25 protein-coding genes are annotated in these 22,637 nt (G+C 44.0%); 12 read left to right on the top strand and 13 right to left on the bottom strand.

Translation table 11 applies throughout. The annotated features are described in order from the left end of the window. Nucleotides 1–37 precede the first annotated feature (37 nt). A complete protein-coding gene (locus G3W54_RS11605; protein WP_162653194.1) occupies nucleotides 38–1,204 on the top strand; it encodes an MFS transporter in 1,167 nt (388 codons plus the stop codon). A gap of 115 nt (nucleotides 1,205–1,319) precedes the next feature. Continuing rightward, complete coding sequence (ispG, locus tag G3W54_RS11600; protein WP_162653193.1) at nucleotides 1,320–2,552, top strand: flavodoxin-dependent (E)-4-hydroxy-3-methylbut-2-enyl-diphosphate synthase; 1,233 nt, start codon at nucleotides 1,320–1,322, stop codon at nucleotides 2,550–2,552. Here the strand turns inward: ispG and G3W54_RS11595 are convergent. The 6 genes from G3W54_RS11595 to hemC are packed head-to-tail and all read right to left on the bottom strand — an operon-like array spanning nucleotide 2,543 to nucleotide 8,546. Continuing rightward, nucleotides 2,543–3,286, bottom strand: a complete 744-nt coding sequence (locus G3W54_RS11595; RefSeq protein WP_162653192.1) for a glutamine amidotransferase — start codon at nucleotides 3,284–3,286, stop codon at nucleotides 2,543–2,545. The genes ispG and G3W54_RS11595 overlap by 10 nt on opposite strands. Continuing rightward, complete coding sequence (locus G3W54_RS11590; RefSeq protein ID WP_244627885.1) at nucleotides 3,283–3,750, bottom strand: TerB family tellurite resistance protein; 468 nt, start codon at nucleotides 3,748–3,750, stop codon at nucleotides 3,283–3,285. Before G3W54_RS11590 ends, G3W54_RS11595 begins: the two co-directional genes overlap by 4 nt. Before the next feature lie 47 nt (nucleotides 3,751–3,797). Continuing rightward, nucleotides 3,798–5,480, bottom strand: coding sequence for a heme biosynthesis protein HemY (locus tag G3W54_RS11585; protein WP_162653191.1), 1,683 nt, complete (start codon nucleotides 5,478–5,480; stop codon nucleotides 3,798–3,800). A gap of 26 nt (nucleotides 5,481–5,506) precedes the next feature. Further along, nucleotides 5,507–6,817 carry a hypothetical protein gene (locus G3W54_RS11580; protein ID WP_162653190.1) on the bottom strand — a complete coding sequence of 437 codons (1,311 nt, stop codon included), beginning with the start codon at nucleotides 6,815–6,817 and terminating at the stop codon, nucleotides 5,507–5,509. Between the two features lie 60 nt (nucleotides 6,818–6,877). Further along, complete coding sequence (locus G3W54_RS11575) at nucleotides 6,878–7,609, bottom strand: uroporphyrinogen-III synthase (RefSeq protein WP_162653189.1); 732 nt, start codon at nucleotides 7,607–7,609, stop codon at nucleotides 6,878–6,880. 7 nt (nucleotides 7,610–7,616) lie between these two features. After that, a complete protein-coding gene (gene hemC, locus G3W54_RS11570; protein WP_162653680.1) occupies nucleotides 7,617–8,546 on the bottom strand; it encodes a hydroxymethylbilane synthase in 930 nt (309 codons plus the stop codon). Between the two features lie 73 nt (nucleotides 8,547–8,619). Between hemC and tsaD the strand changes: the two genes are divergently transcribed. The 5 genes from tsaD (at nucleotide 8,620) to G3W54_RS11545 (ending at nucleotide 11,996) form a co-directional block, all read left to right on the top strand. Then, nucleotides 8,620–9,714, top strand: a complete 1,095-nt coding sequence (gene tsaD / locus G3W54_RS11565) for a tRNA (adenosine(37)-N6)-threonylcarbamoyltransferase complex transferase subunit TsaD (protein WP_162653679.1) — start codon at nucleotides 8,620–8,622, stop codon at nucleotides 9,712–9,714. Further along, complete coding sequence (locus G3W54_RS11560) at nucleotides 9,711–10,718, top strand: NAD(P)H-dependent glycerol-3-phosphate dehydrogenase (RefSeq protein WP_162653188.1); 1,008 nt, start codon at nucleotides 9,711–9,713, stop codon at nucleotides 10,716–10,718. The genes tsaD and G3W54_RS11560 overlap by 4 nt, the downstream gene beginning before the upstream one ends. A 14-nt stretch (nucleotides 10,719–10,732) precedes the next feature. Next, nucleotides 10,733–11,038: a YciI family protein gene (locus tag G3W54_RS11555; protein WP_162653187.1), complete on the top strand. Its 306-nt coding sequence runs from the start codon at nucleotides 10,733–10,735 to the stop codon at nucleotides 11,036–11,038. 1 nt (nucleotide 11,039) lies between these two features. Then, nucleotides 11,040–11,468, top strand: a complete 429-nt coding sequence (locus G3W54_RS11550) for an EVE domain-containing protein (RefSeq protein WP_162653678.1) — start codon at nucleotides 11,040–11,042, stop codon at nucleotides 11,466–11,468. Between the two features lie 117 nt (nucleotides 11,469–11,585). Continuing rightward, nucleotides 11,586–11,996, top strand: coding sequence for a DUF1761 domain-containing protein (locus G3W54_RS11545; RefSeq protein ID WP_162653186.1), 411 nt, complete (start codon nucleotides 11,586–11,588; stop codon nucleotides 11,994–11,996). Here the strand turns inward: G3W54_RS11545 and G3W54_RS19375 are convergent. After that, nucleotides 11,993–12,547 carry a L,D-transpeptidase family protein gene (locus G3W54_RS19375; RefSeq protein ID WP_162653185.1) on the bottom strand — a complete coding sequence of 185 codons (555 nt, stop codon included), beginning with the start codon at nucleotides 12,545–12,547 and terminating at the stop codon, nucleotides 11,993–11,995. The genes G3W54_RS11545 and G3W54_RS19375 overlap by 4 nt on opposite strands. Before the next feature lie 177 nt (nucleotides 12,548–12,724). On the opposite strand from G3W54_RS19375, the gene G3W54_RS11535 reads away from it, so the two are divergent. Together G3W54_RS11535 and G3W54_RS11530 are read left to right on the top strand one after the other, a co-directional pair. Further along, complete coding sequence (locus tag G3W54_RS11535; protein ID WP_162653184.1) at nucleotides 12,725–13,408, top strand: response regulator transcription factor; 684 nt, start codon at nucleotides 12,725–12,727, stop codon at nucleotides 13,406–13,408. A 30-nt stretch (nucleotides 13,409–13,438) separates the two neighbouring features. Next, nucleotides 13,439–13,903, top strand: coding sequence for a cyclic nucleotide-binding domain-containing protein (locus tag G3W54_RS11530; RefSeq protein WP_162653183.1), 465 nt, complete (start codon nucleotides 13,439–13,441; stop codon nucleotides 13,901–13,903). Here the strand turns inward: G3W54_RS11530 and xth are convergent. The 6 genes from xth to ftsE form a co-directional block, all read right to left on the bottom strand. Next, entirely contained in the window at nucleotides 13,898–14,707 is an 810-nt protein-coding gene (gene xth / locus G3W54_RS11525; protein WP_162653182.1) for an exodeoxyribonuclease III, read from the bottom strand. The genes G3W54_RS11530 and xth overlap by 6 nt on opposite strands. A gap of 77 nt (nucleotides 14,708–14,784) precedes the next feature. Further along, nucleotides 14,785–15,435 carry an outer membrane lipoprotein carrier protein LolA gene (locus tag G3W54_RS11520; protein ID WP_244627884.1) on the bottom strand — a complete coding sequence of 217 codons (651 nt, stop codon included), beginning with the start codon at nucleotides 15,433–15,435 and terminating at the stop codon, nucleotides 14,785–14,787. 92 nt (nucleotides 15,436–15,527) lie between these two features. Beyond that, nucleotides 15,528–18,038, bottom strand: a complete 2,511-nt coding sequence (locus G3W54_RS11515; RefSeq protein WP_244627883.1) for a DNA translocase FtsK — start codon at nucleotides 18,036–18,038, stop codon at nucleotides 15,528–15,530. A gap of 223 nt (nucleotides 18,039–18,261) precedes the next feature. After that, nucleotides 18,262–18,981 (bottom strand): YdcF family protein, encoded by a 720-nt coding sequence (locus G3W54_RS11510; protein WP_162653179.1) that lies wholly within the window; start codon nucleotides 18,979–18,981, stop codon nucleotides 18,262–18,264. A gap of 101 nt (nucleotides 18,982–19,082) precedes the next feature. Then, entirely contained in the window at nucleotides 19,083–19,964 is an 882-nt protein-coding gene (locus G3W54_RS11505; protein ID WP_162653677.1) for an ABC transporter permease, read from the bottom strand. 100 nt (nucleotides 19,965–20,064) lie between these two features. After that, nucleotides 20,065–20,727: a cell division ATP-binding protein FtsE gene (ftsE, locus tag G3W54_RS11500; protein ID WP_162653178.1), complete on the bottom strand. Its 663-nt coding sequence runs from the start codon at nucleotides 20,725–20,727 to the stop codon at nucleotides 20,065–20,067. 205 nt (nucleotides 20,728–20,932) lie between these two features. Here ftsE and G3W54_RS11495 point away from each other — a divergent pair, with 205 nt between their 5' ends. The 3 genes from G3W54_RS11495 to G3W54_RS11485 all read left to right on the top strand — a co-directional run bounded on the left by G3W54_RS11495 (nucleotide 20,933) and on the right by G3W54_RS11485 (nucleotide 22,635). Continuing rightward, a complete protein-coding gene (locus G3W54_RS11495; RefSeq protein ID WP_162653177.1) occupies nucleotides 20,933–21,544 on the top strand; it encodes a hypothetical protein in 612 nt (203 codons plus the stop codon). A gap of 47 nt (nucleotides 21,545–21,591) precedes the next feature. Continuing rightward, complete coding sequence (hpt, locus tag G3W54_RS11490) at nucleotides 21,592–22,143, top strand: hypoxanthine phosphoribosyltransferase (protein ID WP_162653676.1); 552 nt, start codon at nucleotides 21,592–21,594, stop codon at nucleotides 22,141–22,143. A 132-nt stretch (nucleotides 22,144–22,275) separates the two neighbouring features. After that, nucleotides 22,276–22,635 carry a response regulator gene (locus G3W54_RS11485; RefSeq protein WP_162653176.1) on the top strand — a complete coding sequence of 120 codons (360 nt, stop codon included), beginning with the start codon at nucleotides 22,276–22,278 and terminating at the stop codon, nucleotides 22,633–22,635. Nucleotides 22,636–22,637: the final 2 nt, after the last annotated feature.

Raw genomic sequence — 22,637 nt, 5'->3', positions numbered from 1 at the left:
CTAGATCTGGTGTTCCCCATGAACCGGAACTGTCAATATGGCATTTATTTCTTCTAAGTTTCCAATCGCCCGCATCGCCGTTTCTATGCTGTTCTTCGGGAACGGTTTGTTCATTGGTGTTTGGACACCAATGATTCCAGTTTTTAAGGCGCGTCTTTTGCTAAGCGAAAGCGAACTCGGGCTGGTGATCCTGGCTTTGGGGTTAGGGGCGTTGGTCGCAATGCCTATTGGCGGAGCTTTGATTGCGCGATACGGAACAAGGTTGCCAATTATTTTTAACAGCCTGCTTTGTGCGCCTGGTTTGGTTTTAGTCACGTTGGCACCAGATATGGCTGGCGCTGTCATTGTTTTGACTTTTTTCGGCATGTTTTGGGCCGGCATGGATGTTGCTATGAATTCAAATGTGATCGAAGTCGAGCGGCAGACAAAACGTGCCATCATGTCTTCTTGTCATGGGTTTTGGAGTGTTGGAGGACTTGTCGGTGCGCTGTTCGGTGGGAAAACATTGTTTCTACTTGGTGAAACCGGCCATGCGCTATTTTGGATGGTGATATTTCTTCTTTTGATGAGCTATGCACTTCGTAAAATGGAGAATGAGCCGCCATCGGAAGAGCAGGTGAGTGCTGGTTTGAAAATACGATTCCCACGATCGATATTACCCTACATGCTTGGAATTATTTGTTTGCTTGCCATTGTGCCAGAAGGTGTTGTTATCGACTGGAGTGGGCTTTTGTTGCACGAAGAGCGCGGATTTGAATTAACAACTGCCGGTTACGGTTTTGCCGCTTTCTCATTATCAATGGCATTTGTGCGCTTCACAGGTGATTACTTCCGACAGAAATATGGTGCAGTGAATACACTTCGCGTGTGTCTTGTGTTTTCAATAACCGGCTTCACCATCGTGACATTGTCATCTCAACCAACCCTAACGATTTTGGGATTTTTCATAACAGGTATCGGAATTTCAAACTTGTTTCCAATCGCTGTTTCCGCGGCTGGCAATTTGCCTGGAATTCCTAGCGGCGTTTCTGTTTCGATGGTTACATCTGTCGGATATTCAGGATTTCTGCTTGCCCCGCCTTTGTTTGGCTTTGTCGCACAGGCTTATAGCTATACCTTCATCTTCGCCCTAATGCCGCTATGTCTCTTTATCATTTTCTTTGCTATGTATCCTGTGCGTTATGCTGATGAGGGTACAAAGTAGCAAATATTTTAAGTGGCGTGTTAGAATTCTGCTGGTTGACAATGACGCATTGATTACCCAACTTAAATATGGTTTCTGCCATTAGGTTTTTTAAAATAGCAGTAAGATCTTTTCTATGAGCAATTTAAATATGTATGCCCCGAAATCACGACGTTTAACTCAAGGAGTTAATGTTGGTGGAGTTATCGTTGGTGGGCAGGCACCGGTTGTCGTGCAATCTATGACAAATACGGATACTGCGGATATTGATGCTACGGTAGCTCAAGTCGCTGCATTGTCAAAAGCAGGGTCTGAAATTGTACGGATCACAGTTGATCGTGATGAAAGTGCCTCAGCTGTTCCCAAGATTCGTGAACGTCTTGAACGCCTTGGCCTGGATGTGCCGCTTGTCGGAGATTTTCATTATATTGGTCATAAGCTTTTGGCGGATCACCCCGCCTGTGCAGAAGCACTTGCTAAATATCGAATTAATCCGGGCAATGTCGGATTTAAGAATAAGAAAGATAAGCAGTTCGGTCAGATCATTGAAACAGCGATTACGCATAATAAACCTGTTCGGATAGGTGTAAACTGGGGTTCGCTTGATCAAGCTCTCTTAACAAATTTGATGGATCAGAACGCCGAGAATGGTTCACCAATGAGTGCAACCCAAGTCATGCACGAGGCAATTATTCAGTCGGCATTACTATCTGCCGAACTCGCCGAAAGTATTGGGCTTGGGAGAGATAAGATTATTTTATCTGCGAAAGTGTCTCAAGTGCAAGATTTGATTTCCGTATACACTCAATTGGCGGAACGTGGTGATTATGCACTTCATTTGGGCCTTACGGAAGCGGGAATGGGGTCTAAGGGCATCGTTGCCTCATCAGCCGCACTTGCCATTGTTTTGCAGCAGGGTATTGGTGATACTGTGCGTATTTCCTTAACGCCAGAACCGAATGGTGATCGCACAAAAGAAGTGCAGGTTGCGCAAGAGCTTTTGCAAGTCATGGGCTTTCGCCAATTCATTCCTGTCGTTGCTGCATGTCCGGGGTGTGGGCGTACAACATCAACAGTTTTTCAGGAACTGGCACAAAAAATTGAATCTGATTTACGTGAAAATATGCCTGTTTGGCGTGAACAATATCCAGGTGTTGAAAATCTCAAAGTTGCGGTTATGGGTTGCATTGTAAATGGGCCAGGCGAATCAAAACACGCCAATATTGGAATTTCTCTTCCCGGTACTGGTGAGACACCTGCAGCGCCCGTGTTTATTGATGGTCAAAAATCTGCAACTTTGCGTGGGGCTAACATCGCCGAAGATTTTCAATCACTCGTAAAGTCTTATATTGAAGAAAATTATCGTTGATATGGTTCGGCATTAAGATTTCTTGGTGCTGGGCCAAATACCAGGTTCAAAAAATCTATGAGCCAAGCAAGAAGAGCTGTATCGTAAAGAAGCCTTCCTTTTAGGTGTTGTGAACCTACCTGCGCACCAGGCATCGTGAAGCGTTCTGCACCGCCGACTATCCAGCGCTGCATCATGACTTGCGTAAGCTCCGCATGAAATTGAACTGCCCACGCTTTCTCACCATAGCGAAATGCCTGATTTGGGTAACTTGGGGATTTTGCAAGCAGGGTGGCTCCATCAGGTAGCTCAAACCCCTCACGGTGAAATTGATAGGCCATCTTTGGCCATTTTAGTAGCTTGTCGCCCTCTGAGGTGGATTGTAGTGGATACCAACCTGCCTCAATCAGGCCTTCTGGATGACTGTAAACTTGCTTGCCCAAGTGTTTTACAAGCATCTGTGCACCGAGACATATGCCGAGAAATGGTTTGTTTTCCTTAAGTGGGACATTGAGCCAGTTAATTTCGCGCGTAACGAAATCATCATTATCATTTGCGCTCATGGGGCCACCAAAAACGACCGCGCCTGCGTGGTCATCCAGGCTCTTAGGCAGAGGATCGTCAAAGCGAGGACGCCTCATATCAAGTTCATAGCCCATTTCCTCCAGTAATTTCCCAACGCGGCCAGGCGTTGAATTTTCTTGATGAAGCACTATGAGAATTTTATTTGAATTCGAGCTTACTCTATCTATCATGAACGGCGTAATTCTTCCTCAACACGTTGACGGGCTAAAACACGTTCACGACCCGATATGCCCATCAGATCGGAAATCCGCCATATCACATGATCTTCAAGTTCATGCCGCTTGCAATCCGCATAAGCAAGCTCCCAGAGAATTTCGACGAGGCAGACTTTTTGCTCTGCTGTTAGGTGTTTTTTCAAAACGCGGGTAAACGTGTAAAAGTCAACAGATGCTTGGTCGGCTGCTTCACCCGCATGGTAAAGCAAAATGGCTTCGTCCATACTGATATCAAATTCGATCGCTAACAGCTCTTTAAGTTTTACTTGTTCACTTTCACTGATAACACCGTCGGCTTCAATAACGCGATAAAAGAGGGCTGCTGCTGCAACTTGTGGATCATCTTTATTCGCACCTTGAAACTGTTCACTGTCATCAGTCAACGAGCTTATAAAGTCTCGTAATTTATCAATCAGCATTCAATACTCCGACCCTATTCTCATTAGATATAGGGTGGGATGCATCATTAAAACAACCGGAAGCCGCCAGATTTATTATTGTTTTCAGTATTTTCGGCCACACCAGGGTCGTCAACAGCCTTCCTTAATACCTCTTCTTCGGGAGCGTCTTCTGTATTTTTCTCGAGAGCTTCATCAACATTCGCTTGCTGATTCTCATCATTAATATCAGTAGTTTCTACTTCTTTTGAGGCGTTTTCGTGTGCAACTTCCTCATCCTGCGATGTCTCTGTTTTTATCTCGGGCTCTATTGTTTCTGCTTTGATGTTAATTTTCGCTTCTGGTTCTGCTTCATTGATCACACTCGCTGCAGCAAATACAGGAGCGGATATTGCAGGGAGATCTGCCATAGCTTGAGCGAAATTATCTTCTGCTATTTCTCCTTCTTCAACAGCGCCCGCGAGTGCTGTTAGTGGTACTTTCCACTCAAATGCATCAAGTTTGCCTGTAACTGGTGAGAAAGGTGCCCATTCTTCGCTGACATAGCCATCAGCGGTCCATTGCGGATCTCGTGATGCGCGGACTGCATTTGCAAGCCAGTGACGAACACGGCCTTGGTCGCCTGTATCAGCTTCTTCGATATCAGCAAGTAGCAAATACATACTTTTTCGCGGTTCCATTTTTGCAGCAGATTCAGCCCTTTCACGTGCGAGCTTCAGATCATGCGCTTCCATCGCCATCTTAGCAACGACAAGGAGTGATTCGGCATGATGACTGCGAATAGACTCAAGCTTCAACGCTCGTTTTAAGCGATCTCCGGACGTGTCCCCAACTCGGGCAGACACGTATGCTTCAGATACTTGCGGATGGGGTTGCTGCTTCCATATTTTTTCCAAAATTTTGGAGCCTTTTCGCAATTGACCCATCTGGAAGTATGCCTTCGCTGCAATAACCGCCGCCGGAATTAGGTCTGGGGCTAAGGTGAGGGCGTTTTGTGCATCTTTAGCAATGTCAGATAGTTCCCCATCCGCTCGACCCATTGCGCGACCTGCAAGCAGTACAGCTTTTTTTCGCTTGAAAAGGTCTGGAGAAACTGCGTTCGCTGTCCGTTGTTTTTCTAAACGGCGGATCGCATCATCCCAATTACCTTCTTGGGCATTTACCTCGATAGCAGCATTACCAGCCCATTCAAGATGAGGTGCTTGATCCGCAGCTTTTGTTGCATATTGGCTGGCAGCTTCATTTGCGCCAAGGCGTTTAGCTTCAAGATAAAGTCCTCTCAGGCCCAGAACAGCAGTTTCAGGCGTTTCAGACATTTCTTGTAGTGTTTTGCGTGCATCTTCATCACGACCATCGATCATCGCTGTTTGTACTGCAAGTAATTTGATGAGCGGTTCATCGCCCGCATCGAGCAAACCTTTGCTTTGATTGGTCAGTTTTTTAGCTAATGTTGCATCCCCCGCGCCTGCGGCAATTAAGCCTTGCGACAGCGCTTTATAACCGCGATCTTTGCGACGAGATTTGAAATATCGAGACATAATTTGTGGTGATGACAGAACAAGACGAATGATCCACCAGATGAACATAATTGTGACGACAAGTGCGGCAATTGCACTGACGGCTGTCATAAGCGATAACTCAATTTGCTGACCTTGCCAGTTGATAAGTAATTCACCGGGGCGGTCGGCTAACCAAGCAAACCCGGTGCCGAGAACCAAAATAAGTGCGATAAAAATTAGGCCTTTGATCATTCTAAATACTCATACTTGCGCTTGCATTAACCTGCATTTGCAGGGTCGGCCTGCATTAGCTTATCTGATAAATTTTCTGCCAATATTCGAGCGTTTAACTGAGTTTGAAACTCTTCAGACGCAATCTTTGCTTTGTCTGAAAGTTTATCCCACTCGCGCGCTGCATCGGTTAGTTTACCGTCGTTCAAGCGGGTTTCAATACGTGCAACAATGGCTTCAGCTGTGTCGCCCTCAATCTCGCCAACTTTACGAATTTTGACCATTGATGCTGCACTGTTCATTAGACGTGACATGATACCTGTATCAGCTTCAACATCGCTATCTGCTGCAATAATTTGATTGGCAATAGCACTAAAACTTGCAACAAGGTCGACACGTTTTAAAACACCTTGTTCCGAAAGTGGTTTTAATTCTGCGATTGCAGAATGTTCAGGGTCTATTTGACTAAAAGCTTCTAGCTCAGCAACAAAAGACCCACCACGATTAATGGCGCTTTTCACAGCTGTGGCCGCTAATGAACGTGCTATTGAAATATCGTTGCGAGGTTCAGCAATGGCAGTTTCTGCTTCTGCGAGCCGTTTTTGCAAGTCAGTGATGATTTGTGATGTTTGGCTGTCTTGTGATGTCGATTGAGCCAGCGAGACGATCTGTGCTTGAAGGTCTGCAATTTTCTCGGCTTGTTCAACGTTCGAGGTTGTTAGTTTGTTGATCTCTGCAGTTAGATTATCTGGCAGCGAAAGATCTCCAATTTCAGTACCTGCATTTGCCACAGACGTTTCAACATTAATGATCTTCGATGTAAGTTGATCAATTTGAATTTTGATTTCATTTAGAGCTTCAAGAGAACTTGCATTGTCGTTTTGAAGAAGTTTTTCAAGCGCATCTACACGTGCTGTTAAGCTGCTGAAATCACCTGTTGGCTGAATCGTTAAGCGTTCGGCAATTTGATTGTTAGCCTGCCCAAGGTTTTCTTCAAGAGTAGCTACTTTTTGTTCAAGTGTTGCAACTGTATTTTGTTGACCGTTGTCGGCTCCCGGCAAAAATCCACTCCATTGCAAGCCAGCAGCACCAACAAGCGCAAGAACAGCGCCTAAAATACCGGCAGAAAATGTCGAGCCTGAAGTCTTACTTTGTTCCGGTGTTGAAGGTTGTTCTTGTTCGTCACCGGCAGCCTCCTTCGAGTTGTCCTCTGCGGCGTTTTCATCGGGGTTTATTGCATCCTCTTGGTCTTCCCCTTCATTTTCAATATTATCGGCAATAGGTTTGACGTCCTTTTCATCAAGATCGATCGTAATCGATTCTGATTTTGGTTTAGAATGTCGAGGTGTGCGTGCCATATGCGGTGTCTCTTTTCTATCCCGGGTTGCTGTGGTGCAGAAAGGATATTTAATTTTAAACTAATTGCCAATACAGGCTAAAAGATGATGTTCTTTAGGTTCAATTGCAATGTCAATCTGGTTAGAAAACTCATCAGGTATTGCAGATGCGATTTCCTTGCTTAAACACCCATAACGTAAGGATGTAAACAAATTCGGATCATTATTATTGATTGCTGCGAAGAATCGACGCACTGCGCTTTGAGAGTAGAATAATACGATGTCGATCGCGTTGTTTTTAAAAACACTAATGAACTGTGCTTGCGAGAAATGAGTTATCATTTCGTAGATAATAATTGGTGTAACTGGCAACTTGTTTTTTGCAAGTGTTTCTTCAAGGTCTGATGTACGATTTTCCGCTGTTAGATATATGAGAGGCGTATCCGCAGCTGGTGCAATCTGTCTATCATTGAAATCTCGGACGATGAGTTCTGCTAAAGCCTGACCATTTCCTGTGCCTGTTTGAATGTTGTTAAACCCAAGCTTTAATGCTTCACCTTTGGTTTTGTCACCTACGACATAGGTGAGTTTACTAAGAAGTTCAGGATTTGAAATTGGAGTGTTTTTAAAGCAATGTACCGCGTTTGCACTTGTAAAGATAAAAGCACTTGCAGAATGCAAGTTGGTTTGTGTGGAAATTTCCACACATTCTCGTCTCGACATAGGGAATGTTATAGGTGTGTGGCCAATCTTGAGTAGCTTACTGGCTGTTGCCGATGCAGATGGTTCTGGTCGTGTGATAAGAACCCTCATTATTCCCTCATGTCCAATCTTTAAAAAAGTTGTCGCCAGCCTGCGCGCGAAGTGTTTCGCCTTCATCTTTGCCGATTGTATCAGCATCATTGGCGTTACCTGTTACTTGAGTTTCATAAACCAGGCTTCCATCGTCGTTTAAAATCTTACCTGAAAAATGGATCTTTTGATCTACGAGTTGTGCGTGACCAGCAATTGGTGTTCGGCATGATCCGTCCAAGGCGCGTAAGAATGCGCGCTCACAAAGTATACAGGTTTCTGTTGTTGGATCGTTTAAAGGAGCAATCAATTCGTCGATTTCCGAATTGCCTATTTTGCTTTCTATGCATATTGCGCCTTGGCCAGGTGCTGGAAGGAACGTATCGATTTCTAGAATTTCGGTAGCCTTATCTTCTATTTTAAGTCGTTTTAACCCTGCAAGAGCGAGTAATGTGGCATCGACTTCACCATCGGCAAGCTTTTGTAATCGGGTTCCAACAAGCCCGCGAAAAAGTGTAACTCTGAGGTCGGGACGTATCCGGCGAATAAGTGCTTGCCTTCTAAGCGACGAAGTTCCGATCAGCGCATTTTCGGGTAGTTCTGAAATTGTATTTGCAGCGCCACCTATGAGCACATCTCTGGGATCTTCGCGCTCTAGATATGCAGATAGATAAAGCCCTTCTGGTAGTTTGGTGGCCATATCTTTTACGCAATGAACTGCAAAATCCAGAGAGCCGTCAATAAGCTTTTCTTCAAGTTCTAATGTGAATAAACCTTTGCCACCAATTTCGGAAAGTGGTTGATTTGTCATACGGTCAGCTTTGGTAGACAGGATAACTATCTCAAATGCGCTTTCTGGTAGATCATGTGCCAACATAAGCTTTTTTCGAACATCTTCAGCTTGAATAAGTGCCAAAGCTCCGCCACGTGTGCCAATTTTGTAAGGTTTTGTTTGCATCATTTGGTGTCCGTTGCTAACTGGGCTCTATTAATGCTTTACGCCAAACTTATTTTTTTGGAAACCGTCTATGGTGACGCAAGTCATAAAAGTTTTGGGAATTGAGACTAGTTGCGATGAAACCGCTGCTGCTGTGGTAACGCGCCGTGGTGATGGCTCGGGTGTGATTAATAGCGATATCGTCTATTCTCAGTTTGATGTGCATGAAGCTTATGGCGGTGTTGTGCCGGAGCTTGCAGCACGCGCGCATGTTGAGAAGCTCGATACATTGATTGAAAAAGCGTTGAGCGATGCTGATTGTACACTAGAAGATATTGATGCCATTGCAGCTACATCAGGCCCGGGGCTTATTGGTGGCCTTATGGTTGGTTTGATGAGTGGTAAAGCATTGGCCATGGTGACCGGTAAGCCGCTTTATGCAATTAACCACCTAGAAGGTCATGCACTTACAGCGCGGTTAACCGATGGTCTGCAATTCCCTTATCTAATGCTTCTGGTGTCCGGTGGACATACCCAGCTGATCTTGGTCAAAGGTGTTGGTTCATATGAGCGGTGGGGGACAACTATTGATGATGCATTGGGTGAGTGTTTTGATAAAACAGCCAAATTGCTAGGATTGTCATATCCGGGCGGTCCGGCGGTGGAGAAAGCTGCAATGCAGGGTGATGAGGACCGTTTCGCGCTACCCATGCCTTTGCGTGGACAGAAGAATTGTGATTTTTCATTCTCTGGCCTCAAAACAGCTATTCGCCAGACAGCCATTGCCGAGCAACCACTATCTGATCAAACCGTGAGCGATTTATGTGCGAGTTTTGAAAAGGCTGTTGTGAAAACGCTAAAGGAACGATTGTCGCGCGGTCTTGAGCGGTTTAACGCACTTGAAGATTTGCCAATGAACCCATCCTTTGTGGTCGCCGGCGGTGTTGCGGCGAATAAGAAAATTCGAATGTTATTAAATGGGCTTTGTGCTGAATATAAATTGGGTTTTGTTGCGCCTCCGCATCATTTATGTACTGATAATGCAAGTATGATTGCGTGGGCCGGAGCGGAGCGAATGGCACTTGGATTGGAGGGTGACCCTATGCATGTTGCCCCTCGTTCACGTTGGCCGTTGGACGAAAATGCGGTAACGAAAATTGGTTCTGGTCGGCGTGGCGCAAAAGCATGAGCAAAAAGACAAACATAGTGGTCGCCGGCGGTGGCGCTTTCGGTACAGCTCTGGCGTCTGTCCTCGCATCAGATGATCAAGCAAATATCAGTTTGCTTGTGCGCGGTGAAACGCACGCTACAGATATTCAAAAAAAGCGTGTGAATGCAGCGCGGTTGCCTGGCATTATGTTGCCTCCCTTGCTTGAGATAACGGCAGATTATGACGTTTTGAAGATTGCTGATATTGTTTTATCCGTTGTGCCAAGCAAGGCTCAGCAAGAATTTGCCATTCTTACGCAACCATATCTGAAGAAAGGTGCGAGTTTTATCATTTGCTCCAAAGGGTTTGACCCGAAGAACGGTGGGTTGGTGAGTGAAAGTGTGAGTAAAGTTTTGAAAAGCCAACGACTTGCAATTCTTTCAGGTCCTGGTTTTGCTGCAGATATTGCAAAAGGCTTGCCGACAGCAATGACGCTTGCAGCTGATGAGATTAAATTTGCAGAAGATTTATCGCAAAGCATCTCACGTAAAAATTTCCGTCTATATGCCAGTAGTGATCCGATCGGTGTGCAAACAGGTGGTGCGCTTAAAAATGTTCTTGCAATAGCGGCTGGCATTGTTGTTGGTGCAAACCTTGGTGATAGCGCTCGAGCCTCTGTGATCGCCAGGGGATTGGCGGAGCTATCGCGCTACATCGTTTTTATGGGTGGAAATCCTGAAACGTCTTCCGGCCTTGCAGCGCTGGGTGATCTGGTTTTAACTGCCAGCAGTGAGCAATCCCGAAATTATCGTTTTGGCATTGCCATTGGTCAAGGCGCAAAACCAAGCGATTTGGTGGGTGAGGGTAAGCCGCTTGTAGAGGGTGCAAATGCAGCTCTTGCCGCGGCTGATATTGCACAAAGCAACAATATAGCGTTGCCACTCACAAAATCAGTTGCTGATATTATTAATGGTAAGTTGGAGGTGCGGGATGCGATCTCGCAACTCTTGGAAAGGCCCTTACGTAGTGAAAATGAACATTGATGGAGATGTTGTAAATGTATGTTGCTTTAATGTGTAAAGATAACGCCGGCGCCTTACAAACGCGTTTGGACACACGAGAGGATCACCTTGCCTTTCTGAAAGATTTGGATGCAAAAGGTATATTGAAAATCGCCGGTCCTTTATTGGATGAAAATGACAAACCTTGTGGCAGTCTCATTATTCTAAATGTCGAAGATAAGACTGAGGCAGAACAAATTGCAAAAGAAGATCCGTATGCAAAAGTTGGTCTTTTTGCAGAGGTTGATATAAAACCTTATACTTGGGTGTTTCATGAACCTTCATCTGAGATTGGGGCTTAATTTGGCATATTGGTTATTTAAATCGGAACCATTTAAATGGTCTTGGGATCAGCAAAAAGCCAAGGGCGATGCTGGGGAAGAATGGGATGGTATCCGCAATTATCAGGCTCGTAATAATATGCGAGCTATGAAATTGGGTGATAAAGGTTTCTTCTATCACTCAAATGAAGGTTTGGCCGTCGTTGGTGTGATTGAAGTATGCGCGCTTTGTCATCCGGATTCGACAACTGATGATGAGCGGTGGGAATGTGTGGACATAAAGGCAGTCTGCGATATGCCAACACATGTGACCCTTAAAGATGTGAAAGCTAATCCAAAACTGGCGAATATGCCGCTGGTAACATCCATGCGCTTGTCAGTTCAACCAATGACAGACGAAGAGTATTTTGAGGTTTGTCGCATGGGTAACCTTGAGAATCCTCCAACCTAGGTTGGAGGTTTTCACTTGGTTTTGCGAATATTAGTGATTCATACAAGCTGTACTTTATTTTAATTAGGCATATTTGTTATAGTGATCTTCTAGTTATGTGATGAGAGGAGATTTGCTATGCAATTTGGTGGGATCAATTACATTGCTGTCATTGTGGCTGTTATTGCAGCGTTTGCTGTCGGTTCAGTCTATTATGGCGTTAATGCAAAACGCTGGATGAAGGCGGTGAAGATACCAGAAGGTACTGAACCAAAAATGGAGCCCAGCCTTTTTGTTATTACATTTGTCTGCGAGATTGTTTTAGCTATTATGATGGCTGGCGTGATCGGACATCTAGGCGACGGGCAGGTCACTTTATATAACGGCATCGTATCTGGCTTTTTCCTCTGGTTAGGAATTATCATGCCGACCATGACGATTAATAACCGATACCAGGATTTTGGTTGGGATTTGACCATTATTGATGGCATACACTGGTTGGTAGTCGCCGTCGTTATGGGCGGTATTATCGGATGGTTTGGCGTTTAGAGAACTTTGAAACGCGTTTTCTTCGTTATAAATGGTATGATCTTCTTCATGTCTCTCTTTGATACTGCGATGCAACCTTGTGTGGGAGGGTATCCCTGTTTGGCGACATGGAAGAAAATCGCACTGCCACAATATCGTTTGCGGCACGTGATGTTCCAATCTAGCACAATGATAAAATCATAAAGAATATCATCGCGAAGCATCTTTTCATGGCTGTGCGAGAATGGCCGCTTCACAGACCTGTTGTAACTTGGATGTGTGGGCTCATCGCACCAGCCTAGGCTTTGATTGGTTTGAGACATGATTATTTGGTGTCGTGTTGAGTTTTTAATGCTCGGTTTTAGGTACCCATACAGCACTCGCATATTAGCAATAGGGGTTTTGCCGTCACCCTCGCGCTTGAAGATTGTTCGCCCATTGCGACCCAAGCAACCTTGTATTGTTGTATGTCCAAATCTAATCAAACACCTAGTCGGATCACCCGGTTTTGCTCGAATGATGACATGATCTACACTATTATTTGATCTTAGTTTATTGGATGTTGGCTTCATATTTTTCTAATAAATGTTTGGAATATTGAATTTCGCAATTAAAAAGCCATTTTTCAACCATAGTGACCACGTCATTGTTATGTTTTAGAAATTACAGTTGAAGACCTGTGTAATATCTTTGCGAATCTTGAAGAACTAAACTAAGTTTACTCATGGTGACTTTAAAAGGAACGACAAATGACAGCCCGTACTATTTTGCTTGTTGACGATGATGATGATTTGCGTGAGACGCTCATCGAGCAACTTTCTCTTTATGAAGAGTTTTTCATATTGCAGGAAAGCACAGCAACAAAAGGTGTAAAAACGGCTCGGGATAATCATCTCGACCTTTTGATTATGGATGTCGGGCTTCCTGATATGGATGGCCGTGAGGCTGTGAAGCTTCTTCGCAAGGGCGGCTTTAAATCACCAATCATTATGCTGACTGGCCATGATACAGATTCCGATACCATTCTTGGGCTTGAAGCTGGTGCGAATGATTATGTACCAAAACCTTTTCGTTTTGCTGTGCTGCTTGCGCGTATCCGTGCGCAACTGCGCCAACATGAACAAAGTGAAGATGCCACATTTGTCGTTGGTCCTTACACGTTCAAGCCAAGTCAGAAGTTATTGATTGATGAGGAAGAGAACAAAATTCGCCTGACAGAGAAAGAGGCTTCAATCATTCGTTTTCTTTATCGTGCAGAGCAAAAAGTTGTGCCGCGCAATGATATCTTGGAAAAGGTTTGGGGATATAATTCCGGTGTAACAACGCATACACTGGAGACTCATGTTTATCGCTTGAGACAGAAAATTGAAAAAGATCCGTCTAGCGCTGAAATTCTTGTGACCGAAAGCGGTGGTTATAAACTTGTTCCGTAAATAAAGGATAGGTTTCGCTGAGGGTTTATTATGGCACTGACAGATGATCTTGAGGTATTGCACCAAACACCTCTATTTTCAGAAATACCTGGTGAAGCGCTTCGGCTACTTGCTTTTGGTGCTACTCACCGAAACATTTATGAAGGTCAATCCCTTTATAAATTTGGAGATTCAGCCAGCGGCGCATATGTCGTGCTGTCAGGTAACCTTGAGTTGTCTGCGCCAAATAAAAATGGCGAAATGGCTATTGTAGGTACTGCAGAACGTGCTGCCTTGCTTGGCGAGTTAGCATTGATTTCCCCCTCAAAACGCCAGTTTACTGTTACCGCGACTGAAAATGCGCATTTAATGCGATTTGACAGAGTGCTATTCCACCGACTCTTGACTGAATACCCCGAGGTGGCAGATGTTTTGCGTAAACGTATTGAGCAAAACATAACAGAGCTGACATCAAATCTTCAGAAAATTAAATATAAGTTCGCCTTAGACTTATAGTTTTAAATGAGCAATCATTGGTACATGATCTGATGGCTTTTCCCAACCGCGCGCGTGGCGTAATACTTCGATTTTAGAAAGTGACTCTTTTAGATCGGCCGACGACCAAATGTGGTCTAAACGGCGACCTTTATCTGCTTTCTCCCAATCTTTGGAACGATAACTCCACCAGGTGAAAAGCTTTTCTTCAATTGGCACATGTTGGCGAACGAGATCGTGCCACCCACCTTTTTCCTGCACGTCATTGAGAGTTTCAACTTCGATTGGTGTGTGACTAACAACCTTCAATAGTTGCTTGTGCGACCAAACATCGGTCTCAGCGGGTGCTATGTTAAGGTCTCCAACTAAAATTGATGAAACACCCTGGTCCATTTCAGACTCAGAATGCATTTCTTTCATTTCTGCAAGAAAGTCCAATTTATGTGCAAATTTTGGGTTTGTATTACGATTAGCTTCGTCGCCACCAGCAGGTACATAGAAGTTGTGAATGCGAATTTTCTTATCGCCAGCATCAACGACACCGGAGACATGACGAGCATCCCCTTTTTGGGCAAAATCTAATCTTGTTATATCGGCGATCGGCGTTTTAGAAACTGTCGCAACTCCGTGATAACTCTTCTGACCATGAATTGCGAAATGTTGATAGCCAAGTTTTCGAAATCCGGCTGAAGGGAAGGAGCCATTCTCACATTTGATTTCTTGTAGGCATAAAACGTCTGGTTGATGTTCTTCTAAAAACTTCTCGACGATTGGCATTCTGAGACGAACTGAATTAATATTCCATGTTACAACCGAAAATGCCAATGACCTACTCCTGAAAATTTCTATTAGTTTTCAGGTCTAGATCATTTTAAAGCGTTATTGAAGTGGAAGTATGAAGTTTAACCTTCATTATCCTTATTCATCTCGTGATATGGGATACGAAATACGCTTTTTGCGAAATCAACACCGGTTTCAACATTAAAAATCAGGACAGTTGTCTCTTTGCCTTGAACATCTTTGATTGTCCATTGACGTAACTCATAAGACGCAGGATCAAACATCATTGTAATTGTTGATTTGCCAAAGATAGTCTTATTGCCCATCACGATTGTGACCAGACTGTCAGTTTCAGTTACCGACTTTATGTCTTTGGATTTCAAATTAATCTTATTAGCAAGCAATAGTTTTAGTGGTGTTGTGCGCAGCGGATATAGGCTCCATGTTTTGAGCTTCTGGTTGCCAACAACAAGATTTCGACCGTCCGATATTACGCGCACAGGTGATGGTTTTTCATAATTAAAACGGAGTTTCCCCGGTCTTGATATGAAGAATTTACCCGCTATTTGATTGCCATCTGGGTTCAGCTGAACAAATTCACCCATCATCGTCTTTACCGATGCAAAGTGACTGGCGATATTTTGTGCAATTTTTCCGTCAGCCTTTGCAGTTATGCTGGAGAGCGAAATGGCCAGTAATAGGTATGCTACCAATTTGATGGGATCAGCTATTCTCGGAAAAAGTGCTTTGTAGTTCATTTGTGTCATTTTCATCATTTATTCCAATTTTTTAAATTACCCATCAGATGTACGAACTACTAGAAAACTGAGGCATGATTGCGGCTGATGTGGAATCAACCGCTATGTTATTCTGCGAGAATGTCTTTCTCGGTCGGTACAAGAATTTCGCGTTTACCTGCATGGTTTGCTGGGCCGATAACGCCTTCTTCTTCCATGCGCTCAATCAACGATGCTGCTCTGTTATATCCAATACCTAGACGGCGTTGGATATAAGAAGTTGAGGCTTTACCATCTCGAAGCACAACAGCCACGGCCTGATCATAAGGATCATCAGAGTTTGCCAGATTGCTATTTCCTGATCCGCCCCCAGCATCGCTTCCACTTTCTTCTTCTTCGTCAACAGTAATGGCATCAAGATATTGCGGGACACCTTGTCGTTTCAAATGATCAACGACGGCTTCGACCTCATTATCAGAGACGAACGGGCCGTGGACCCGTTGTATACGGCCACCACCTGCCATGAAGAGCATGTCGCCCATACCAAGAAGTTGTTCAGCACCTTGTTCACCTAAAATTGTGCGCGAATCAATTTTCGACGTGACCTGAAATGATATACGTGTTGGGAAGTTGGCTTTAATTGTGCCAGTGATAACATCAACTGACGGTCGTTGGGTTGCCATGATTACATGAATACCTGCAGCACGCGCCATTTGCGCAAGACGTTGAACAGCACCTTCAATATCCTTGCCAGCCACCATCATGAGGTCGGCCATCTCATCAATGATCACAACGATATATGGTAATGGTTCTAGATCAAATTCTTCCGTCTCGTAGATAGCTTCACCTGTTTCTTTGTCGAAACCGGTTTGAACAGTGCGCGTTATCGCTTCACCTTTGCGTCTTGCTTCTTCAGCACGCTGATTAAAGCCATCGATATTTCGCACGCCAAGTTTTGACATTTTCTTATAGCGATCTTCCATTTCCCGAACGGTCCATTTAAGCGCAACAACTGCCTTTTTAGGATCAGTGACAACAGGTGTAAGAAGATGCGGTATGCCGTCATAGACGGATAGTTCAAGCATCTTCGGATCGATCATGATCAAGCGGCATTGCGATGGATTAAAGCGGTAAAGGATCGATAGAATCATTGTGTTGATTGCAACGGATTTACCAGAACCTGTTGTCCCTGCCACAAGGACGTGAGGCATCTTGGCCAAATCAGAGAAAACAGGTTCACCACCAATAGTTTTACCCAATGATAAAGGTAGTTTGCCTTTATTGGCTTCAAAATCTCTGCTTGCAATCATTTCGCGAAAATAGACAGTTTCGCGTGATTGATTTGGTAACTCAATGCCGATTGCATTGCGACCAGGAACAACTGCAACACGGGCTGCAATGGCACTCATAGACCGGGCAATGTCATCGGCAAGACCAATGACACGCGAAGATTTAATTCCAGGTGCAGGTTCCAATTCATAAAGCGTAACAACGGGACCGGGGCGAACATGGATGATTTCACCTTTAACGCCGAAATCTTCTAAAACACCTTCAAGCATTCGTGCGTTTTGTTCCAGTGCTTCTGCTGATAGCGTTGCATCGCGAACCACATTCTTTGGTTCTGCCAGAAGATGAATAGAAGGGAGTTCAAAATCTGATGATGAAAGCAACGATGCTTGGGCTTCTTGCACGATCCGCTTACCCTGTTTCGGGCGTGGTGCTGGTTGTGCTACGCGAGCTGTTGCTTGTGGAGCCTGAACAAAGTCAGTTTCCTCTTCATAGGGGTAATGAGCATTATCCTGAGTGTCCATCTCACTTTGGAAATATTGATCATCAAAGTTTGGTTCTTGTGCTGTATGGGTTGTAAAATCAGGTTCTTGGCGAAATGAAGCAGACCCATCATGAACATCTTGCATGTCCAACGGTGCGTCATATTCCCATTCATCTGCATCTCTTTGAATGTTAAAGTTGAAAAGGCGACGCGCCCTTGCCTTAAATGTTAAGAACATATGCGTGAGAATGCCGAGGATAAGAGAACTTCTTCCCTCTTCTTCTTCAATTTCATCGTCATGCCAAGGTGCGGTTTCTTCTTCGATATCATCTAAAACTGTTGCTGGTCGTTGAACAAGACCAGAACCTTTGAGTAATAGCCACAAAGCAGGTGGAAAAATTAATGCACCAAGCGCGAAAGCCAATATACCAGTTGGATAATCGCCAATGATTGTCGCTGGCAGTTTTAAAAGCATATCTCCGATGACACCACCAAGACCAGTGGGTAATGGCCATGTTTCAGGGCTGGGCACAAGGCCCATTACTGCAGACATAAGAAGTGAGCCAAAGAACCAAGCGCTTAGCCTTGAATTTCGTCGATCAAACAATTTGCCGCGAAGAAGAGAAATGCCCCACGCCAGAGCAGGGGTCAGTGCGATCACTGATGCGAGCCCGAAAAACTGCAACATAAGATCAGAAAATGCTGCGCCAGAAAAACCAAGTGCATTTGTGACCGTAGCGGATGTTTTATGAGAAAAGCTGGGGTCAGCTACATTCCACGTCGCCAATGAGAACGTTGCGAAGATCAACCCTAGAAAGATTAAACAGGCACAGATAATTTGAAGCTGACGCATTAAAAGGGCAGGCATCAATCTTTGTTCATAGTTCTGGTGTTGAGGGGAATGTGCAGTTGTTCGCATGAGCTTAAGCAGATCCAAATATGTGTTTGCTTCAAAATAAAGCGTGAATTCGATATAATTAGATCCAATTTTAGCGTGCGCGGGTTAATGCCTCATTAACCATCGGCGTAAAAGAGAAATGGAATATGTTCGAAATTTTGGGTGTTTCAGGTGAATGCTTGAAACATGAAAGCTAGGATGGCGAGTTGTTAGCTATCTTCATATTCAAAAAATCCCGAAAGTAGGCGTAGTTCAACTTCGCAAACTCATTGATGAGTGCTCTGATGACATCAGAATCGCTGATCCAGCTGGTATCTTTCAGATCGGTTGTAGCGACAGGGTAGGGGAGGAAGGTCGTGTTTTTATCAACCGCCTTCAGCTCGTAAAGGCTGCGGATCATATGATAATTGCTCGTAACGACAACGAGTTTTTTGTAGTCGTTTTTATTTGCCCATTTGGTGATTTCTTTGCCGTTACCGATGGTGTTTTTGGCATTTCGGCCAAGCATGATGCAACAATCAAATGTTTCCTGAGATGCGCCAGATACGCGTTGTAACGTTTGGTCAGAAATGTCCGGGTTCACGCCCGAAATAAACAACATTTTACCAACGCCTTGTTCTAAGAGTTTAACAGCCTGAGTAATGCGTTTGGTTCCACCCGTTAGAACAACAATTGCATCGGCTTGATCCAAATCTTCAGCTGGCCTTAATGAAGAAACATCTTCTGCGAAGCGAACAAAAGCACTAATGGTTATCGCAATGAACAAAATGCCAATAAGCGCCAATGGAGTGAAAAACCAGTTTAATTTGTTCTTCTTCGGCAACGGATATTCTTCCGAATTTTCCTTCTCAGGAATCGGGTCGTGATCAAGTTCAGCATTTTCTGTTGCGCTAGGTTTTTCTTCCGCAGTCATGCATCGCTTTTACTACTGAAATATGGCTAAGACCAGTCCTTTTTATGAAGTAAGCAGGGCATTTTTTCAGGTATTGACAATCGTCAAACTTCTCGCTGGATTTAAACTTGATTGGATTGAGAAGGATCTGAGCGAACAAGATCAATTTCACGAATCGTTCGGATAACCGTTAGACGCGTGGTGAGTGCTGTAAGGGCAGCAACTGTGATGACAATTATTACGATGCCAAGATAGCCCGATGGCCCCATTTGAAAACTGCCAAAGAGAGCATTTGCCTGGTCACCAAGAGCGGTAGCCATTGTTCGTTCTTGCAAGTAATCGGTGATAAAGAATGCAAATGCGGCAAGTGCCCCACCGATTGTACCGCCATAAAGGCCCGTGAGCAGGAAGTGGCGTTGAAATTCACCAGCGATAAACGAGGATTCAGCACCCACGAAATGCAAAACTTCAATGATTTCATGATTAACCGACATGGCTCCACGCGTTGCAAAAACGACGGTTAAAGTCGTTGCGATTAAAACAAGGCTGAGAAGCCCCATGCCAATGAACACAGTATTTTGTGCCATGCTGACCAAGCGGCCAGCCCATGTGCGATGATCATCGAGATATGCACCTGAGATTTTATCTGAAAGTTCTCTGCTCATCGCTTGAAAATCCGGTGGCGCATCTTTTTCAATTGTAATGACAACAAGGCGCGGGACCGGTAATTCTTCTAGATTAAAACCTTCGCCAAGCCATGGTTCCAACAATCTAGATGTTGTTTCTTTATCGATGATTGATGCATCTATGGTACCATCGTAAGTAAGCGCAATCTCTCTCGCATTGGACAATGCACTTTCCATATTTTGTCCGTCAATGGGTTTTATCTGAATGGTAATTTCTCCAGATATTTGGGTTTGCCATGTTTTAGAAGCATCTTGAATAAGCGTTACAAAACCAAGAGTGAGACAGGCAAGGAAGGACATGATGACAACGACGACCATCAGCGCTTTGCTGGACAGATTGGCGGGTGGAACAATAGGAGCCGGAGCGCCGAATTTCAGCTTTGCGGCTTGCCCGACTTTTACGACTTTTTTCTTGGCCTTATCTATCATAAATGTCGATTTGCCCCTCAGATAGAATCATTCGCCGCGCATTGATCTGATCCATAAGAGAAAAATCATGGGTCGCGATCATTACCGCTGTTCCTAAACGGTTCAACTCTTTAAAAAGTGAAAGTAACCTTAGCGCCATTGGTGGATCCACATTGCCTGTTGGTTCATCCGCAAGCAAAATTTCCGGCCTATCGATAAGTGCCCGTGCAATAGCAACGCGTTGTTTTTCACCACCAGACAAAATCTGTGGGCTAGCATGCATTCGCTCGCCAAGACCTACCCATTCAAGTAGTTCAACAACATCAGCTCGGTATGTTGCTTCTTCTTTGCCGCGAACACGCAATGGAAGTGCAACATTTTCATAAGTGGTTAAGTGATTGAGGAGACGAAAATCTTGAAATACAATGCCAATTCTTCGCCGAAGCAGAGGTAACTCATCGCGTGGGATATCTGAAATGCTGCGTCCAAACATGGATATATTGCCGCGAGTGGGATGAAGTGACATGAATAAAAGTCGGAGCAATGTTGTTTTGCCAGCTCCCGAAGGTCCAGTTAAAAAGTGAAAAGATCTTTTTGGAATATCGAAAGTCAGATCTCGTAAGATCTCAGGTCCCATTCCATACCTCACACCTACATTTTCGAGTTTGATCAATTCAGACAATTCCTCAAAGACTGAGCATTTAAAGATTAATACTCGCTATCTTTATTTATATAGGGCTAAATATAAATTCCGCCAATAGTTTGCAGATAAGCATATTCGTGCACCATGTAAAGCATTACCAGTCTGTTAACCATTTTTGTTTACTTTTCGTAAAGAATAAGCCCAAGCAAACACCTTGATGGTAAGTGAGCAGCAAATGCCTTTGGTTGCAAGACAAGATATCTCTTTGATCAACGCTTCTTGTCGTGACGTAGAAAGTAAAAAATTGAATTCATTTGAGCGCGATATTGAAGATGCCATTTTTGAAACGATAGAGATGGGTGAGCGTGCGCCGCGCATACCTTCTGCTGGGAATCAACCCAGGGCAGCTCATATATCTAAAATTCGTGAACAGTTGATTTCAAACCAAAATGATCCAAGCCAAAATAACCCGGGTCAGCGTTTATCTGTTTTCTCTAAAATGCATGATAAAAAAGTTGGAAAACCAGTTCTAAGTCAGATAATTTTAACACTCGCAATTTGTTCCATTATTGCAGCATTATTATTTCCGATGCTTTGGTTTGTTTCCAGTCAGGGGTTTGTTTCCGGTCAGGTTGATAATTTGACATCAACGATTGATAATACTGTTCTTACCGGCAGTATTGGTTCAGAAGGGGTCTTTTCTAAAACAAAGAAATTGACTGAAAATCCAATTGAATCCGGTATTTTTGACAAGCCAAACCCAAATAAAGCTGCTAATGAAGGTCATGTTGTACGGATTGACCGAGGCTTGAGCGCAGGCTCCATCATCTATGTTAATCCAAATTGAATTTAAATCGCTATTTTGCGGTGTCATTTGAGAGATTTATTGGTGTTATGGAAGTTGTTCGCGGTAAAAATATAGACGTATTGTTCTCTGATACAGAAATCCAAGAGAAAATCGATCTGATAGCGGCAGCTATTGCAAAAAACCCCAAAAATGACCTCCTGGTCGTTGCTATTTTAAAAGGATCTTTCATTTTTGCAGCTGATCTTGTTCGCGCACTTTATCGCGCCGGTTTAGCCCCTGAAGTAGAGTTTATAACACTTTCAAGCTATGGAACGGGAACCGAAGGTAAGCAAGTTAAGATTATTAAAGACATTGATAGTGATGTAACCGGACGAGATGTTCTGATCATTGATGATATTTTGGAATCAGGTAATACATTGCGTTTTGCCCGTGATCTAATGTATGAACGTGGCGCAAAAGATGTGGGTCTTGCAGTTTTGCTGGATAAAGAATCAAAGCGAAAAGGCGAACTGACTGCTGATTATGTTGGTTTTATCTGCCCCGATTATTTTGTCGTTGGGTATGGTATGGATGTGGCCTATGCATTTAGAGAGTTACCATATGTCGGTATCGTCAAGGGTGATGCTGAAGATCAATAAAATCAAAATTGACATCTTGTTTACCAAGCCCATTTACAGCCTGCAAAGAATTTCATGCTTAAATAATCCCAAGTGAAAAAATCGAATAAAATCGATTTGGCATTATCAAGATGCAACAATAGGGATGAGTACATGGCTAAGATATTGATCACAGAAGATGAAACTGCACTTCGCTCGTTCGTTGCACGTGCCTTGCGCATGGATGGGCATGAGACGACAGAAGCAGAAGATGGTTGTGATGGACTGGAAAAGCTAGCTCAGGATAAGTTTGATCTTCTTTTGTCTGATATCAGAATGCCGGCGATGGATGGAATTGCTCTCGCAGAAGCGACAGCTGAAAAGTATCCTGATACAAAAATTTTGTTGATGACAGGATTTGCAGAACAACGTGAACGTGCTGATAATCTTGCGCAGATTATTGTCGATGTTGTGCCTAAACCTTTTTCATTGCCTGATATTCGTCAGGCTGTAGCACAAGCTCTGGCTGCGTGAGA

The organism is Lentilitoribacter sp. Alg239-R112 (assembly GCF_900537175.1).
GTDB lineage: Bacteria > Pseudomonadota > Alphaproteobacteria > Rhizobiales > Rhizobiaceae > Lentilitoribacter.
This window is presented reverse-complemented; position numbering and strand designations above follow the sequence as displayed.